This is a genomic window from Halomonas sp., assembly GCF_034520545.1.
Lineage (GTDB): Bacteria > Pseudomonadota > Gammaproteobacteria > Pseudomonadales > Halomonadaceae > Halomonas.
In genome coordinates this window covers 132,524-146,981 of record NZ_JAXHNN010000011.1, presented here as the reverse complement: position 1 = coordinate 146,981, position 14,458 = coordinate 132,524, and the positions used below count along the sequence as shown (strand labels likewise).

General features: G+C 66.8%; 15 protein-coding genes. 11 read left to right on the top strand and 4 right to left on the bottom strand.

The features are described from left to right. From U5L98_RS15015 to U5L98_RS15005, 3 genes are all read left to right on the top strand, one after another. On the top strand, window positions 1-1,114 hold a 1,114-nt coding region (locus tag U5L98_RS15015; protein WP_322559112.1), incomplete at its 5' end, for an aminopeptidase P N-terminal domain-containing protein. Between the two features lie 65 nt (window positions 1,115-1,179). After that, a complete protein-coding gene (ubiH, locus tag U5L98_RS15010) occupies window positions 1,180-2,391 on the top strand; it encodes a 2-octaprenyl-6-methoxyphenyl hydroxylase (RefSeq protein WP_322559111.1) in 1,212 nt (403 codons plus the stop codon). 102 nt (window positions 2,392-2,493) lie between these two features. Continuing rightward, window positions 2,494-3,765 carry a UbiH/UbiF/VisC/COQ6 family ubiquinone biosynthesis hydroxylase gene (locus U5L98_RS15005; protein ID WP_322559110.1) on the top strand — a complete coding sequence of 424 codons (1,272 nt, stop codon included), beginning with the start codon at window positions 2,494-2,496 and terminating at the stop codon, window positions 3,763-3,765. Here the strand turns inward: U5L98_RS15005 and U5L98_RS15000 are convergent. The 3 genes from U5L98_RS15000 to gpmI all read right to left on the bottom strand — a co-directional run bounded on the left by U5L98_RS15000 (window position 3,743) and on the right by gpmI (window position 7,916). Further along, window positions 3,743-5,059: a S41 family peptidase gene (locus U5L98_RS15000; RefSeq protein WP_322559109.1), complete on the bottom strand. Its 1,317-nt coding sequence runs from the start codon at window positions 5,057-5,059 to the stop codon at window positions 3,743-3,745. The genes U5L98_RS15005 and U5L98_RS15000 overlap by 23 nt on opposite strands. 73 nt (window positions 5,060-5,132) lie before the next feature. Continuing rightward, a complete protein-coding gene (locus U5L98_RS14995) occupies window positions 5,133-6,242 on the bottom strand; it encodes a murein hydrolase activator EnvC family protein (protein WP_322559108.1) in 1,110 nt (369 codons plus the stop codon). A 99-nt stretch (window positions 6,243-6,341) separates the two neighbouring features. Then, window positions 6,342-7,916 carry a 2,3-bisphosphoglycerate-independent phosphoglycerate mutase gene (gpmI, locus tag U5L98_RS14990; RefSeq protein ID WP_322559107.1) on the bottom strand — a complete coding sequence of 525 codons (1,575 nt, stop codon included), beginning with the start codon at window positions 7,914-7,916 and terminating at the stop codon, window positions 6,342-6,344. A gap of 212 nt (window positions 7,917-8,128) precedes the next feature. On the opposite strand from gpmI, the gene U5L98_RS14985 reads away from it, so the two are divergent. The 8 genes from U5L98_RS14985 to ruvX all read left to right on the top strand — a co-directional run bounded on the left by U5L98_RS14985 (window position 8,129) and on the right by ruvX (window position 13,747). Continuing rightward, a complete protein-coding gene (locus tag U5L98_RS14985) occupies window positions 8,129-8,551 on the top strand; it encodes a rhodanese-like domain-containing protein (protein WP_322559106.1) in 423 nt (140 codons plus the stop codon). Between the two features lie 31 nt (window positions 8,552-8,582). Beyond that, window positions 8,583-9,098 (top strand): protein-export chaperone SecB, encoded by a 516-nt coding sequence (secB, locus tag U5L98_RS14980; RefSeq protein WP_322559105.1) that lies wholly within the window; start codon window positions 8,583-8,585, stop codon window positions 9,096-9,098. 28 nt (window positions 9,099-9,126) lie between these two features. Further along, window positions 9,127-9,858 carry a 16S rRNA (uracil(1498)-N(3))-methyltransferase gene (locus U5L98_RS14975; RefSeq protein ID WP_322559117.1) on the top strand — a complete coding sequence of 244 codons (732 nt, stop codon included), beginning with the start codon at window positions 9,127-9,129 and terminating at the stop codon, window positions 9,856-9,858. A gap of 44 nt (window positions 9,859-9,902) precedes the next feature. Beyond that, the gene (locus tag U5L98_RS14970) at window positions 9,903-10,616 is read left to right on the top strand and encodes a S1 RNA-binding domain-containing protein (RefSeq protein WP_322559104.1); all 714 of its coding nucleotides are present in this window, start codon (window positions 9,903-9,905) and stop codon (window positions 10,614-10,616) included. A gap of 118 nt (window positions 10,617-10,734) precedes the next feature. Further along, window positions 10,735-11,700 (top strand): glutathione synthase, encoded by a 966-nt coding sequence (gshB, locus tag U5L98_RS14965; protein WP_322559103.1) that lies wholly within the window; start codon window positions 10,735-10,737, stop codon window positions 11,698-11,700. Between the two features lie 19 nt (window positions 11,701-11,719). Continuing rightward, a complete protein-coding gene (locus tag U5L98_RS14960) occupies window positions 11,720-12,643 on the top strand; it encodes a TonB family protein (protein WP_322559102.1) in 924 nt (307 codons plus the stop codon). Between the two features lie 17 nt (window positions 12,644-12,660). Continuing rightward, entirely contained in the window at window positions 12,661-13,233 is a 573-nt protein-coding gene (locus U5L98_RS14955; protein ID WP_322559101.1) for a YqgE/AlgH family protein, read from the top strand. 70 nt (window positions 13,234-13,303) lie between these two features. Continuing rightward, entirely contained in the window at window positions 13,304-13,747 is a 444-nt protein-coding gene (ruvX, locus tag U5L98_RS14950) for a Holliday junction resolvase RuvX (RefSeq protein ID WP_322559116.1), read from the top strand. Between the two features lie 11 nt (window positions 13,748-13,758). Here ruvX and U5L98_RS14945 read toward each other — a convergent pair whose 3' ends face one another. Next, window positions 13,759-14,406 (bottom strand): hypothetical protein, encoded by a 648-nt coding sequence (locus U5L98_RS14945; protein ID WP_322559100.1) that lies wholly within the window; start codon window positions 14,404-14,406, stop codon window positions 13,759-13,761. Window positions 14,407-14,458 lie beyond the last annotated feature (52 nt).

Here is a 14,458-nt window from a genome sequence, read left to right as displayed (position 1 = left end):
GGGCCGCGAGGCTGGCGAGAGTGTACTGTTCTGCCAGGATCGTGACCCGACACGGGAAGCCTGGACCGGCATTCGCCTGGGGGCCGAGGGCGCCGTGCGCGTGCATGGCATCGACCAGGCCTTCGAGAATACAGCGCGCGAGGAGCTGCTGGCCGGGTTGCTCGACGGCCGCACTACGCTCTACCTGCCGCTGGACGATGCCGAGGCCCTGGCACTCGCCGAGGAGGTGCGTGGCGAGCTGGTTGAGGGCGCCCTTCGCGGAGCGGTGGCGCCCTCGGCCTTCGCCGACGTCAGCGCGCTGATTCATGAGCAGCGCCTGTGCAAGAGCGAAGCGGAATTGGCCCTGATGCGTCATGCCGGCGCGATTTCCGCTCGGGCCCATGTACGGGCCATGCGCGCGGCGCGGCCGGGTCTCATGGAGTGGCAGCTGCAGGCCGAGCTCGAGCACGAGTTCCGCTGGCAGGGCGGCAGCGGTCCTGCCTACGCCAGCATCGTCGGTGGCGGCATCAATGCCTGTGTGCTGCACTACATCGAGAATCAAGCCCTCCTGGAGGATGACGCGCTGGTACTGATCGATGCCGGTGCCGAGTTCGATCTCTATGCCGGCGACATCACCCGCACCTTCCCGGTCAACGGCCGCTTCTCCGAAGCCCAGCGGGCCCTTTACGAAGTTGTGCTGGCCGCTCAGGAGCGCGCCGTCGCCGCGGTTCGTCCTGGCGCGACTCTGGCGGGGATTCACGAAAGCGTGGTGCGCGACCTCACCGGCGGTCTCATCCAGCTGGGGCTACTGAAGGGGGAGGTCCAGGAGTGCATGGACGATGGCAGCTACAAGCGCTTTTACCTGCATTCGACTTCCCACTGGCTGGGACTCGACGTGCATGACGTGGGTCCCTACCGCCTCGAGGGCCAATCCCGCGTCTTACAGCCGGGTATGGTGCTCACCGTGGAGCCCGGTCTCTATATACCTGCAGACGACGACCTGCCCGAGGCCTTTCGCGGTATCGGCATTCGCATCGAGGATGATGTTGTCGTGACCGACGAGGGCCACGAGGTGCTGACCGCGGATGTACCCAAGCGGGTAGAGGATATCGAAGCCTTGATGGACAGGAATTGATCAGCCCAGGAGCTGCCGGAAATGCCTTTATGTAATGTACGTTATGAAACAGCCGGGCTATGGCCATGACGGCGATGCGGGAAGAGAAGGTGGATATCGCCATCATCGGCGGTGGCCTGGTGGGGGCCAGCCTGGGTTGTGCCCTTGCCTCGCTGATCGGACGGGCGGGACTCAGGGTGGCGGTGATCGAGGCGGCACCGTTGCAGTCGCGACAGAATAAACCCTGGCAGCCCAGCTTCGATGCCCGTGCTAGCGCCATCGCCGGTGGTTCAGCCCGGCACTTCGAGGGCCTTGGCGTCTGGGATACGATGGCCGAGATGGCTGCCCCGATCCGCACCATCCACATCAGCGAGCAGGGCCGTTTTGGCGTGACGCGGCTGCGCGCGGCGGAACTGGGTGTCGAGGCGCTGGGTCATGTGATTCCCAATGCCTGGATGGGGCGAGTGCTGCATGGCCGGCTGAGCGAGCTGCCTTTGGCCTGGCACTGCCCGGCCAGGGTCGAGACGATTGAACCGATTGTCGAAGGACATCGGCTGCAGCTGTCGGATGGCACCACACTGTGCGCCGGGTTGACGGTACTCGCCGATGGCGGACGCTCGGGACTCAAGGAGCGACTGGGCATCGAGAGCCAGGAACGGCCCTACGACCAGGTAGCGCTGATCGCCAGTGTCGAGGTCAGCCGTCCCCATGGCGGGGTCGCCTACGAGCGATTTACGCCGGCGGGGCCCATTGCCCTGCTGCCCCTTCGGGGCCAGACCATGGAGCTGGTATGGACCCACGAGCGTGGCCAGGAGGAACGCCGCCTGGCACTTTCGGACGGCGATTTCCTGGGCGAGTTGCAGCAGACCTTCGGCGATCGGGTGGGGCACTTCCGGCGAGTGGGCTGCCGGCATGCCTACCCGCTGTCGCTGATTACCGCCCGCGAAACCGCTCGCCCCGGGCTGGTGGTGCTGGGCAATGCGGCCCATGCCCTGCACCCGGTGGCCGGCCAGGGCTTCAACCTGGCACTGCGCGGCGTCATGGATCTGGTGGCCGCCATCGAGGCCGGCATCGAGAGAGGCGAGAGCCCGGGTAGCACGACCGTCCTGCAGGACTTCGAGGCGCGCCGAGACGTCGACCGCGACAACGTCATCCGCTTCAGCGACGGCTTGATACGCCTGTTCGGGCTCGATCTTCCCCTGCTTTCCCAAGCCCGAGGGGCAGGCCTGGTGGGGCTGAACCTGGTAGGGCCACTGCGTCGTGGCCTGGCTCGGCGGGCCATGGGGCTGCAACGATAGCGGATGGGGCAATAGGCCCTGGAAGGGCAGAGTGTGACGGTTGGGAATCGTCGGGGTGTACAGTCAAGGTGGCCAGCGGGCTTGTCAGAGAGAGCAGAGATCATGACTACAGCACAGGGACGCGCGTCTTCGCCGTTCGAGGTGATTATCGTCGGCGGCGGTATGGTGGGAGCGGCCCTTGCCTGTCTGTTGGGTCGGGCCGGGCTGGAGGTGGTGTTGCTGGATGCCCGCGAGGTGCCGCTAGATCGTGACGTCGTGGGCCAGGGGCCGCCCTCCATGCGGGTCAGTGCCCTGACCCCGGTATCGCGGCAACTGCTGGAGGGGCTGGGTGCCTGGGCATGGATGGCCTCGCGCCGGGTGAGTCCCTATCGCTTCATGCAGGTATGGGATGGCGAAGGCAGCGGCGAGGTGAATTTCTCGGCAGAGCAGGCCGGGGTGCCGGTGCTGGGGCATATCGTCGAGAACGATGTCACCCTGGCGGCGCTGGAGGCTTGCCTGGCCGAGCTGCCTAGCGTCCAGATGCGCTACGGAGCCCGAGTGGCCGGGCTCGAGTCGGACGATACCGGGCGCGCGGTACTACTGGAAGATGGCAGTCGACTGAAGGCCCCGCTGGTGGTGGCCGCCGACGGCGCCCGGTCACCGCTGCGGGCGATGGCCGGCATCGACGTCCGTTCTCGCGATACCGGCCAGGTGGCCGTGGTCACCACGGTGCGTACGCGTCTCGCTCATGGCGGCTGTGCGCGCCAGGTCTTTCTCCCTACGGGACCGCTGGCCTTCCTGCCGCTTTATATCGAGGGCGGCGAGCATCACTGCTCCATCGTCTGGTCCACCACTCCGGAGGAGGCCGAGCGCCTGGTGGCCCTGCCCCAGGAAGCGCTGGGTGGGGAACTGGCGGCTGCCATCGACCATCGACTGGGCGAGGTGACGGTGATCGATGGAGCCTTGGCGGTACCGCTCACCCAGCGCCATGCCGAACGCTATGCGCTGTCTGGCTTCGCACTGGTGGGGGATGCGGCGCACAGCATTCATCCACTGGCGGGCCAGGGGGTGAACCTGGGCCTGATGGATGCGGCGGTGCTTGCCGAAGAGTTGGTCACGGGGCGGCGACGGGGGCTGTCCCTAGGGGATGCTGCGTTGCTGGGCCGCTACGCTCGGCGTCGACGCGGCGACAATGCCGCCATGCTGGCACTGATGGACGGCTTCCGGCTGCTGTTCGGGGCGCGCCACCCGGCGCTGACCCTGGCGCGCAACCTTGGGCTCTCGGGCGTCGACCGGCTCGGACCTCTCAAGCGACTGCTGATGCAGCAGGCGACGGGGCATCGCGGCCGCCTGCCTGCCGCCTGTCGACCCCTCAGCCGCCGCGACGCTGGCTGAGCACGTCGAGGGCCTTGAGCAGGTTGAGGGCCTCGCCGAGCTGGTAGTCCTCGCGCAGCCGCTCGCTGATCCTGCTGCGAGTGCGTTGTTCGTCAGGGGAGCGCAGGTGACCCTCCAGGTCCGATTCGCGTACGTCCAGGCCACTGCCCTCGGCGACTTCCAGACGGCCGCGGATCACCTCCACATCGGGCTCGATGCCCTGGGCTTGGATCGAGCGGCCGTCGGGAGTGAAGTAGAGGGCGGTGGTCAGCTTTAGCCCCTCGCCGTTGCCCAGCGGCATGATCTGCTGCACCGACCCCTTGCCGAAGCTCTCGGTTCCCATCACCACACCCCGCCGCTGGTCCTGCAGGGCGCCAGCGACGATCTCCGCCGCCGAGGCGCTGCCGCCATTGATCAGGATCACCATCGGCACGTCAGCCGCCACTGTCTCGCGACCGGCCGAGAAGCGCATCTCGCTGTCCGGCAGACGCCCTTCGGTGTAGACGATCAGCCCCTCGTCGAGGAAAGCGTCGGCCACGTCCACCGCGGCCTGCAGCACGCCGCCGGGGTTGTTGCGCAGGTCGAGCACCAGGCCCTTGAGCGGCGCGTCGCGCTCCAGGCGGCGGATGGCGCTGTCGACCTGCGCACCGGTGCGGGTCTGGAACTGGCTGACCCGCAGGTAGCCATAGCCCGTCTCCAGCAGCTCGCTCTTGACGCTTACGGTGCGAATGACCTCGCGGGTCAGGGTGACTTCCAGGGGAGCGCTCTCGTCCTGGCGCAGGATGGTCAGTCGGATCTCGGTACCAGGGTCGCCACGCATCAGGTTGACCGCCTCCTGCAGCGAGAGCCGGTCGGTGGGCGTGTCGTCGATGCGCAGGATCTTGTCGCGCGATTGCAGGTCGGCCCGGGAGGCCGGCGTATCGTCGATGGGGGTGATCACCGTCAGCTGGCCATCCTCGATGCCCACCTCGATACCCACGCCACCGAACTCCCCCTGGGTGGACTCGCGCAGGCTCTCGAATTCCTCACTATCCAGGTAAGCAGAGTGAGGATCGAGCTCACTGAGCATGCCGCGCATGCCGTTACGCAGCAGGTCGGCATCCTCGACCTCCTCCACATAGGCGCGCTTGATGCGTTCGAATACCTCGGCGAAGGCCTGGATCTCGGCCACCGGCAGGTCATCCTCCTGGCTCTGGCTCTGGCTCTGGCCTTGTGCGGCGGCGGGGAGGGGGGCAAGCACCAGCAGGGCGGCCGGCAGCAGTGCCGACACCAGGCGGCGCATCGCGATGGGCAGAGCGGCGGGACGTAGGGGCATGCAGATTCTCGCGGTTACCGGTGGTGGCCGCCCAGCATAGCCCGTGGCCGGGCGTCTATGGAATAGCGGGGGCTCATGGCTGACGGGCGATCCAGCGCCGTGGATCGATGGGGTCGCCGCCTCGACGCACCTCGAAGTAGAGCGCCGGCCGGTCCTGGCCCCCGCTGACGCCTACGGCACCCAGGGGATCACCGCGGGACACGGCCTCGCCAACCCCGGCGGTGAAGTGTTGCAGATGGGCATGCAGAGTCATCACCTGGTCGCCGTGATCGACGATCAACAGGTTACCGAAGCCGCGCATCCAGTCGGCGAACACCACCCGGCCGGCATGCACGGCCTTGACGGGGGTGCCCGCGGCGGCCCGGATCAGCAGGCCGTTGCGATGCACCCCCGCGCCCTCGTGGAAGGTGGAGGCGATGTTGCCCTGTATCGGCCAGGGCAGCTCGCCCTGGGTCTGCTCGATGGCCGTGGAGGGGGGCGGGCGCTCGAGGCGCGCCAGCTGCTCCTGTACCTCTCTCAGGGTACGCTCGGCATGGGCACGGTCCTGAGCGAGTGTGGCCAGGCGCGCCTGTTCACTGGCGAAGCGCTCGTCCAGCCTGGCTACCAGTGCGCTCCTCTCGGCCATCTGTTCGGCCAGGGTGGCACTGCGTGCGGCAAGTTCCTCGGCCACGGTCTCGAGGCGTTCGCCGCGCTGCTCCAGTGCCCGGCGATTATCCGCCAGTTCGGCATCGAGTCTCGCCAGTTCGTCGAGGCGCGCGTTGCGCGCACGGGCCAGGCGGTTGAGATAGTGCTGGAGGCGGTCGAGTCGTGCCGGATCATCCTGGTTGAGCAGCAGCTTGAGCTGTGGAGTACGGCCGAGGCGATAGAGAGCATCGAGCTGGGCCGTCAGCGCCTCCACCTGCTCCGAGCGTTCGGCGGCCAACTGCTCGCGGCGTGTCTCGAGGGTGGCGATCTCGTCGCCGAGGGCACGCCGCTCGGCCTGCAGGGAGTCGAGACGACGGTGGGTCTCGGCGAGCGCGGTCTCTACCTCGCGCAGAGCTTCGCTAGCCTCGTCCCTGGCCTCCCGGGTGGTGGAGAGCTGCGCGGAGGCTTCCTGGAGTGCTTTACCCAAGGCATCCAGGCGATCCTGTGCCTCACGCTCGGAGGGCTGGGCGGCCAGTGGAGCAGCCAGGCCCATCATCATAGCCAGTACCAGAGCCAGGCCCGCAGATAGGATTCGTCTGGTCCGCCATGCGCCGAGCGTCGCGACGCCTATCGTCATTGCCCGACTCCCGCGCCTGACTCAGTCGCGCTCGATCAGCACCCGGCCGGTCATCTCCTCGGGGATCGACTGGTCCATCATCGTCAGCAGGGTCGGCGCGATGTCGCACAGGCTGCCGTCGTCCGCGAGCCTTGCCGGACGTTCACCGACATAGATCAGCGGCACCTCGAAGGTGGTGTGGGCCGTCTGGGGCTCGCCGGTTTCGGGGTTGACCATCTGCTCGGCGTTGCCGTGGTCGGCAGTGACCAGGCAGGCGCCACCGGCGCGCTGGATCGCCTCCACCACCCGGCCGACGCAGGCATCCACTGCCTCTATGGCCTGGACGGCGGCATCGAAGTCGCCGCTGTGACCGACCATGTCGCCGTTGGCGTAGTTGCAGACGATCAGGTCGAACTGTCCGGCATCGATGGCCTCTACCAGCCGGTCGGTGACTTCCTCGGCGCTCATCTCTGGCTTCTCGTCATAGGTCTTCACATCCTGAGGGGAGGGCACCAGCACCCGGGTCTCGCCCCGGTACTCGTCCTCCCGGCCGCCGGAGAAGAAGAAGGTGACGTGGGCGTACTTCTCGGTTTCGGCGATGCGCAGCTGAGTCAGGCCGCGCTGCTCCATCACCTCGCCCAGCGTATTGACGAGCTCCGCCGGGGGGAAGGCCGCCGGGGCGGGGATGTCGGCGGCATACTGGGTCAGCATCACCAGGCCGTCGGCGGCGAGATTCGGTCGCGCCTGGCGATCGAAGCCATGGAAGCCGTCCTCGACGAAGGCGCGGGTCAGCTCGCGGGCGCGGTCGGCACGGAAGTTCATGAAGATGGCGGCATCGCCGTCTTCCATGGTCACCGGTGCGTCGTTCGGGCGAATGCTGGTGGCGGTGACGAACTCGTCGGTCTCGTCGCGCTCGTAGGCCTTGCGTAGCCCCTCTTCTGCGCCGATCGCCACGAACTCACCTTCTCCCTCGGTGATCAGGCGATAGGCCTTCTCGACGCGATCCCAGCGGTTGTCGCGGTCCATGGCAAAGTAGCGGCCGATGATCGATGCCACGAAGCCATTCTCGGGGCCCACCAGCTCGGCGAGGCGCGCGTTGGTACGCTCCAGCGATCCCATGGCGCTCTTCGGCGGCATGTCGCGGCCGTCGAGGAAGGCGTGGATGTAGATTCGCTGCGCCCCGCGGCGGGCGGCCAGCTCGGCCATGGCCAGGAAGTGATCCTCGTGGCTGTGCACGCCGCCCGGCGACAGCAGGCCCAGCAGGTGCACCGCCTTGCCGTCAGCCACGGCGGCATCGACCGGCACGGTCAAGGCTTCGAGGGTGTCCAGGTCGCCGTCCTCGACGGCCTTGGTGATGCGCGTGAAGTCCTGGTAGACGATGCGTCCGGCCCCCAGGTTCATGTGGCCGACCTCGGAGTTGCCCATCTGACCGTCCGGCAGGCCCACGTGGCGGCCGTCGGTATGGATAAGGCCACGCGGCTGCTCCTGCCAAAGGCGATCCATTACCGGGGTTCGGGCGGCGAGCACGGCGTTGTCCCTGGCGTCTTCGTTGTAGCCATAGCCGTCGAGGATGATAAGCGCCACCGGACGCGGGGTAGTGGTGCGGGTCTCGGTCATGCGGAGGGCCTCTATTGTCTTTGTCTGCCCGGCAGGCGCACGGGCCGATACCGGGGGTCGCGACTTGTATCTGCTTGCGGCATCATATCGCACGGTACCGCCGTACGTCATTTGACCGGCCCACGGGCCGCCCTGGCTTCGTGTATACTGGGCGCCGCCGCGACTGGCCGGCCCCGTTCAACGTGCACCCGAGACAAGAGTTAGCCGAACCCATGATCGATCAGCTGTTCGAATTCGTGCAGAATCACCCGTTGCTGGTGGGGGCCTTCCTGCTGGTATTGATTGCCTGGATCGCCTATGAAGTCCGCAATAGCAGCAGCGGAGGCGTGACCTCCGGCGAAGCGACCCAACTGATCAACCGCGAAGACGCTGCGGTGCTGGATCTTCGCGAGGCCGGCGAATTCAAGGCGGGCCACATTGCTGGCGCACGCAACATTCCCCAGAGCAAGCTCGACGAGCGCATGCGCGAACTCGAGAAGGTCAAGAACAAGCCGATCATCGTGGCTTGCAAGCATGGTCAGAGTGCTGGTGTCGCCCAGGCCAAGTTGACCAAGGCGGGCTTCGAGCGGGTGTTCAAGCTCAAGGGCGGCATGGCCCAGTGGCAGGCGGATGGCCTGCCGGTCGTCAAGAAGTAAATTTCGTTCATCGAATCAAAGGATCTTTCCCATGGCGGAAGAGAACAACCAGAACGCCGGCGCCAACGGCCAGGCGGCCGGCGAGCAGGACAAGCCCCAGCTGCAGTTCGCGCTGCAGCGCATCTACGTCAAGGATATCTCCTTCGAGGCACCCAACTCGCCGGCGGTGTTCCAGCAGCCGTTCAAGCCTAAGGTCGGCCTGAACCTGGATACTACCAGTCGCCAGGTCGGGGAAGGTCTCTATGAGGTAGTCGTCAAGGTCACCGCCCAGGTCACCCACAGCGAGGAAGGCACCACCTCTTTCCTGGCCGAGATCGAGCAGGCCGGCCTGTTCCGCATCAGCGGCATCGAGGGCCAGCAGCTCGAGCATACCCTGGGAGCCTTCTGCCCCAACATGCTCTTCCCCTATGCCCGCGAGTGCATCGACAATCTGGTCAACCGGGGCGGCTTCCCGCCGCTGATGCTGGCACCGGTCAACTTCGAAGCGATCTACGCCCAGAAGAAGAAGCGTGAGACCGAGCAGTCGGGCGCGCAGACGACCCAGTAAGCGTGATGGGCCTGTGTCAGTGAACGACCTGCGAGTGAAGGCTCCGCGTATCCTCGTCGCCGCCGACTTCACCGTCGGCGGCGACGTCGTTCTGCCCGAGGGGCCGGCTCGTCACGTGGCCCGGGTGCTGCGCCTCGCCGAGGGTGCGCCGCTTCGGCTCTTCGACGGCGCCGGCCTGGAGGCCAGGGCGGTCATCGTCGAGGCCTCTCGCAAGCGGGTGGTGGCGCGCGTCGAAGCCCTGGCCCCCGGCACCGGCGAGTCGCCGCTCGCGGTGCATCTGGGACAGGCGATTTCCAAGGGCGACCGCATGGATTATGCCATCCAGAAGGCGGTCGAACTCGGCGTGGCGGCGATCACCCCGCTCTACACCGAACACGGTGACGTGCGCCTCAGGGGCGAGCGCGAGGCAAAGAAACTCGCCCACTGGCAGGCCGTGGCGGCCAGCGCCTGCGAACAATGCGGCCGTGCGACCCTGCCGCCCGTGCATCCCCCGGCCGGCCTGCCCGAGTGGCTGGCGGGCCGCGACGAGGCGCTGCGCCTGGTACTGCATCCCGGCACCACCGGGGCTTTTGCACAGGGCGAGGCGCCCGCCACCGCCGTTCTGCTGATCGGTCCGGAGGGCGGGCTGTCCAAGGCCGAGGTCCAGGCGTCTCTGGCCGGCGGCTTCGCTCCTTTGTCTCTTGGTCCACGTATTCTGCGCACCGAGACCGCGCCGGTGGTGGCGCTGTCGCTGCTGCAATCCCGCTTCGGGGATCTGTGAGCACTCACTAGACACATAGCGCTATTCCTCAGCGGAGGTCCCCTATGCCCGATTCTCGAAACCGTCGCCCACCGCCGTTCCCCTCGTCTCGCCCGGCCGGCTCGCCGAGCTCTCGCGCGCCGCGGGCAGCAGTCGGGGACGTGGCCTACCTCGAGGTGGTGACCGTCAATGACACCGGTGCCTTCCTCGACTGGGGCCATCCCCGTGATCTGCTGTTGCCCTACGGCGAGCAGCGCTTCCGTCCCAGCGTGGGCAAGCGGGTGCTGGTGATGATTTACGAGGACCAGCAGCGCCGGCCGGTGGCCTCTCAGAAGCTCGAGCGCTTTATCGCCGACGAGGCCACAGGGCTGAGAGCGGGGGATGAGGTAGCACTGGTGATCGCCGATCAGACCGATCTGGGCTACAAGGCGGTGGTTGACTATCGCTTCTGGGGTCTGCTCTATCGCGATGACGTGAATCGACCGCTGCGCCGAGGGCAGCGGGTTTCCGGCTATGTGAAGCGCTTGCGAGATGACGGCCGGCTGGATCTGTCGCTGCTGCCGCCGGGTGAGGCGAGGCTGGATGTGGTGGGCGATCAGGTGCTCAAGGCGCTGCGCGAAAGCGGTGGTTACCTGCCGCTGGGGGACAAGAGCGACGCCGCAGAGATCAAGGCGCGGCTGGGGGTGAGCAAGAACGCCTTCAAGCAGGCCATCGGGCGCCTCTACAAGCGCCAACTGATCACCCTGGAGCCCGGTGGGATTCGCCTGCTGCCGGAATAGCCTCGAGCGTTACTGCCGTGGGGCAATGGTTCTTGCTGACCAGGTTAACTGCCTTGGTGGAGGCGATACCCCTGCTGCATACTGACCGCATTGACTCTCCGACCGGAAACCCGACGTCATGAGCGAACGCGCGCTGAAGATCGGCGTGGTGATGGATCCCATCGCCGATCTCACCTACAAGAAGGACACCAGCCTGGCCATGCTGTGGGCCGCCAGAGACCGCGGCTGGTCACTGCACTACCTGGAGCAGGAGGACCTCTTCCTGCGCGAGGGGCGTGCCTTCGGCCGCATGCGTGCACTCGAGGTGCATCGCGATTCCGGCCACTGGTTCGACCTTGGCGAGCCCGAGGTGGCACCCCTGGCCGAGCTCGACGTGATCCTGATGCGCAAGGACCCGCCGGTCGATGGCTACTTCCTCAATGCCGTCTACCTGCTGGGTTTCGCCGAGCGCGAGGGCGTGCTGGTGGTCAATCCCACCCAGGCGCTGGTGGAGTGCAACGAGAAGCTCTTCGCCCAGCAGTTTCCCGAGTGCTGCACGCCGACCCTGGTCTCCTGCAACGAGGCCGTGCTGCGCGACTTTCACGCCGAGCACGGTGATGTGATCTTCAAGCCGCTGGATGGCATGGGCGGCAACGGAATCTTCCATGTGCGCCCCGAAGGTCGCAACATCGGCGCCATCATCGAGATGCTGAGCGAACGTGGCCGGCGCCAGATCATGGCCCAGCGTTATATCCCCGAAATCTCTGAGGGCGATACCCGCATCCTGTTGGTGGACGGCGAGCCGGTCCCCTTCGGTCTTGCCCGCGTGCCCATGGCCGGGGAGACTCGCGGCAACCTGGCCGCCGGCGGCACGGGGGTCAGTCGCGAGCTCACCGCCCGCGACCACTGGCTGATCGAACAGGTTCAGCCGATGATCCGCGAGAAGGGGTTGATGTTCGTCGGCCTCGATGTGATCGGTGACTACATCACCGAGATCAACGTCACGAGCCCCACCTGTGTGCGCGAGATCGATGACCAGCGCGGTACCGATATCGCCGGCCTGCTGATGAATGCCATCCAGCGCCGTCTCGGCGAGCGGCGCTGATCCGGGAGGCCAGCGGCCCATGTCCAGCCCTGTCAGCGATCCCATCCAGTATGCCCCGGTCACCCGGCCGTTCCGGCACTGGCTGGCCTGGGTGCTGGCGCTGCTGCTGCATCTGGTGATCATCGGGGTGGTGGCGAGCCGCCAGTTCGCGCCGGCGCCCGTCGAGCACTCGAGTATCGATGTGGTGCTGGTGAGCCGGCCGTCACCGGAGATGGTAGAGGCCGCGGCCATCGCCGAGGCCGACCAGCGCGCCGCCGGCACTTCCCAGAACCAGGCTCCGGCGGAGGCCAGGGCAGCGCCCATGGACGAGCTGCCCGAGCTGCAGGCTGCCGAGCCCGAGGTGGACCCGGCCACTCCGGCCGAAGCGGAGCGTCCCGCCCGTCCCGACCCTGACCGCTCGAGCGAGACTCCCCAGCCCCCGGCGGCCGAACGCTCCCGCGATACCCAGGCGACTTCCGAGCCTCGCGACAGCGCACCCCAGTCGGCCGAGACCTCGGCGCCGCCCACCGCCACGGCCCCTTCTGCCTCGGGGCGCGACCTGCTCGCTCAGGCTACCTCGAGTATTCGCGAGCAGGGTCTCGCCTCGGACTTCGCCGGCGAGCAGCCGGGCGAGGGGCGCCAGGCCGCCCAGCAGGCCGCCGAGGCGCGCTACATCGACGACTGGACCCGCCGGGTCGAGGACTACGGCAATCGGGTGCACCCGGCGCCGCGTCATCTGGAGGGACAGCTGCGCATCCGGGTGGTGATCGGTCGTGACGGTCAGGTTCGCCAGGCAGAGGTGATACAATCGTCGGGACATGCCGAACTCGACCAGGCGGCTCTGGACACGGTACACGGTGCCGCCCCCTATCGACCCTTCGATCGGGGCATGGGCAACCTGGACAGCCTGTCCATCACCCGGGTCTGGCGGTTCGGCCAAGGCAATCATTACGGCGTGCAATAGGTCCGCCGGGGAGTCTCATGCAATCCGTGCAACACTTCGGCTTGAAAAACCACTTCCTGCTGGCGATGCCGCATCTGGAAGACCCCAATTTCGCCGGCAGCCTCAGCTACCTCTGCGATCATGACGAGAACGGCACCATGGGCGTGATCGTCAACCGGCCGCTGGAGCTGACCCTGGATGCCCTCTTCGAGCAGCTCGAGCTGGGTGGCGACGAGAGCCCCCATCGCGATGCGCCGGTCTTCTATGGTGGCCCGACTCACAAGGACCGCGGCTTCATCCTGCATCGTGGGTCCAGCGACGCCTGGGATTCCAGCATTCAGGTCGCCGACGACATCGCCCTGACCACCTCCATGGATATCCTTCAGGCGCTGGCCGACGGCAAGGGACCCGAGCAGTTCCTGATCTGTCTGGGCTGCGCCGGCTGGGAGTCCGGCCAGCTGGAGGCTGAGCTCAAGGACAATGCCTGGCTCACGGTGGAGGGACGTGCCGAGATTCTCTTCACGGTGCCGCCCGAGCAGCGCCTGGGGGCCGCCGCGGGCATCCTGGGCATCGACCTGAACCTGATGACCCGCGAGGCAGGCCACTCTTGATCAAGAGCCGGTGCGTGATGAGGGTACGGCGAGTGATGAGGGTGCGGCGCGCGATGACGAAGCCGGCGTGATGGCCGATCCCGGTTCGCGACTGATCCTGGCCTTCGATTTCGGCACCCGGCGTATCGGTGTGGCGGTGGGCAACGAGCTGCTCGCCAGCGCCAGGGAGCTCGAGCCTCTGCCGGCCCGGGATGGCATCCCCGACTGGTCGCAGGTGGCGCGGCGGGTGGACGAGTGGCGTCCCGATCTCTTCGTGGTGGGGTTGCCGCTGAATATGGACGGCAGCGAGTCGGTCATGAGTACCCGAGCGCGCAAGTTCGGCAAGCGTCTCTACGGCCGTTACGGCATCCCCTGTGAGATGGTCGACGAGCGCGGCTCGACTCGCGAGGCCAAGTCGATCGCCCGAGAAGCTGGCCACCGCGGCAACTATCGTGACCAAGGGGTCGACGGTATTGCCGCGGTGTTGATCCTGGAGGGCTGGTTCGCCCGGCGCGAAGGCCTGCCGTCGCGCTGATGCCCGGGCGATCAGGCCGGATGGGTGCCGTCGTTGGTATACTTGTTGGCGAAGTCGCCTACCGAGAGGCAGGTGAACTTCTCTATGAAGAACGCCAGGGTCGCTGGGCAACGAAAGCGCTCTTCGAAGGCCTCCCTTTCCCCTTCTCGCTCTCGCTCGACACTGGCCAGGTAGGCGTCACCGGTCTTGCGGACCCTGACGGTTGCCTGGCTGCCCTGGGCCTGCTTCTCGACCATCAGCTCACGCTGTTCCTCGAGCAGCTCCCCCAGCAGCTTGCCTCCTTCGATTTCCTCTGGCGTGGCCCAGAGGGGCTGGTCACGATCGCCGTAGCGATAAAGGAAGATCATCGGCAGCACCGAGAAGATGGCGGTCGTGAGGGTCCAGGTCATCGCTGCGCCCGAGAGGTTCGCCGTGAACACCGCGACCAGCTGAACGACGATGCTCAGTGCCAGCAGCCCCGCCAGGGGACGCCACATCCGCGGGTTCATGAAGCCCCTGCCCAGGAAATAGCCCCACAGGCCGATCACCACCAATGCTCCAACGCCTAGTTGGATCATGGCCAGCAGCGACCCACCGCCCATCAGCAGGGCGATGACGCCGATCAGGATCAGCAGGGTGTAGAAACCACACAGCAAGAGATACGAACGTTTCAGGTTCATCGGTATTGCGCCTCCAGGCCTGGTCGCCATGCGCGGCGACACGAATTGTTGT

Excerpts from the sequence above, each read along its gene's own strand:
- U5L98_RS14945 (WP_322559100.1), bottom strand. The coding sequence starts at position 14,406 with ATGAACCTGAAACGTTCGTATCTCTTGCTGTGTGGTTTCTACACCCTG.
- gpmI (WP_322559107.1), bottom strand. The coding sequence starts at position 7,916 with ATGACCGAGACCCGCACCACTACCCCGCGTCCGGTGGCGCTTATCATC.
- secB (WP_322559105.1), top strand. The coding sequence starts at position 8,583 with ATGGCGGAAGAGAACAACCAGAACGCCGGCGCCAACGGCCAGGCGGCC.
- U5L98_RS14995 (WP_322559108.1), bottom strand. The coding sequence starts at position 6,242 with ATGATGATGGGCCTGGCTGCTCCACTGGCCGCCCAGCCCTCCGAGCGT.
- U5L98_RS14985 (WP_322559106.1), top strand. The coding sequence starts at position 8,129 with ATGATCGATCAGCTGTTCGAATTCGTGCAGAATCACCCGTTGCTGGTG.
- U5L98_RS14955 (WP_322559101.1), top strand. The coding sequence starts at position 12,661 with ATGCAATCCGTGCAACACTTCGGCTTGAAAAACCACTTCCTGCTGGCG.
- U5L98_RS14960 (WP_322559102.1), top strand. The coding sequence starts at position 11,720 with ATGTCCAGCCCTGTCAGCGATCCCATCCAGTATGCCCCGGTCACCCGG.
- gshB (WP_322559103.1), top strand. The coding sequence starts at position 10,735 with ATGAGCGAACGCGCGCTGAAGATCGGCGTGGTGATGGATCCCATCGCC.
- ubiH (WP_322559111.1), top strand. The coding sequence starts at position 1,180 with ATGACGGCGATGCGGGAAGAGAAGGTGGATATCGCCATCATCGGCGGT.
- U5L98_RS14970 (WP_322559104.1), top strand. The coding sequence starts at position 9,903 with ATGCCCGATTCTCGAAACCGTCGCCCACCGCCGTTCCCCTCGTCTCGC.
- U5L98_RS15005 (WP_322559110.1), top strand. The coding sequence starts at position 2,494 with ATGACTACAGCACAGGGACGCGCGTCTTCGCCGTTCGAGGTGATTATC.
- ruvX (WP_322559116.1), top strand. The coding sequence starts at position 13,304 with ATGGCCGATCCCGGTTCGCGACTGATCCTGGCCTTCGATTTCGGCACC.
- U5L98_RS15000 (WP_322559109.1), bottom strand. The coding sequence starts at position 5,059 with ATGCCCCTACGTCCCGCCGCTCTGCCCATCGCGATGCGCCGCCTGGTG.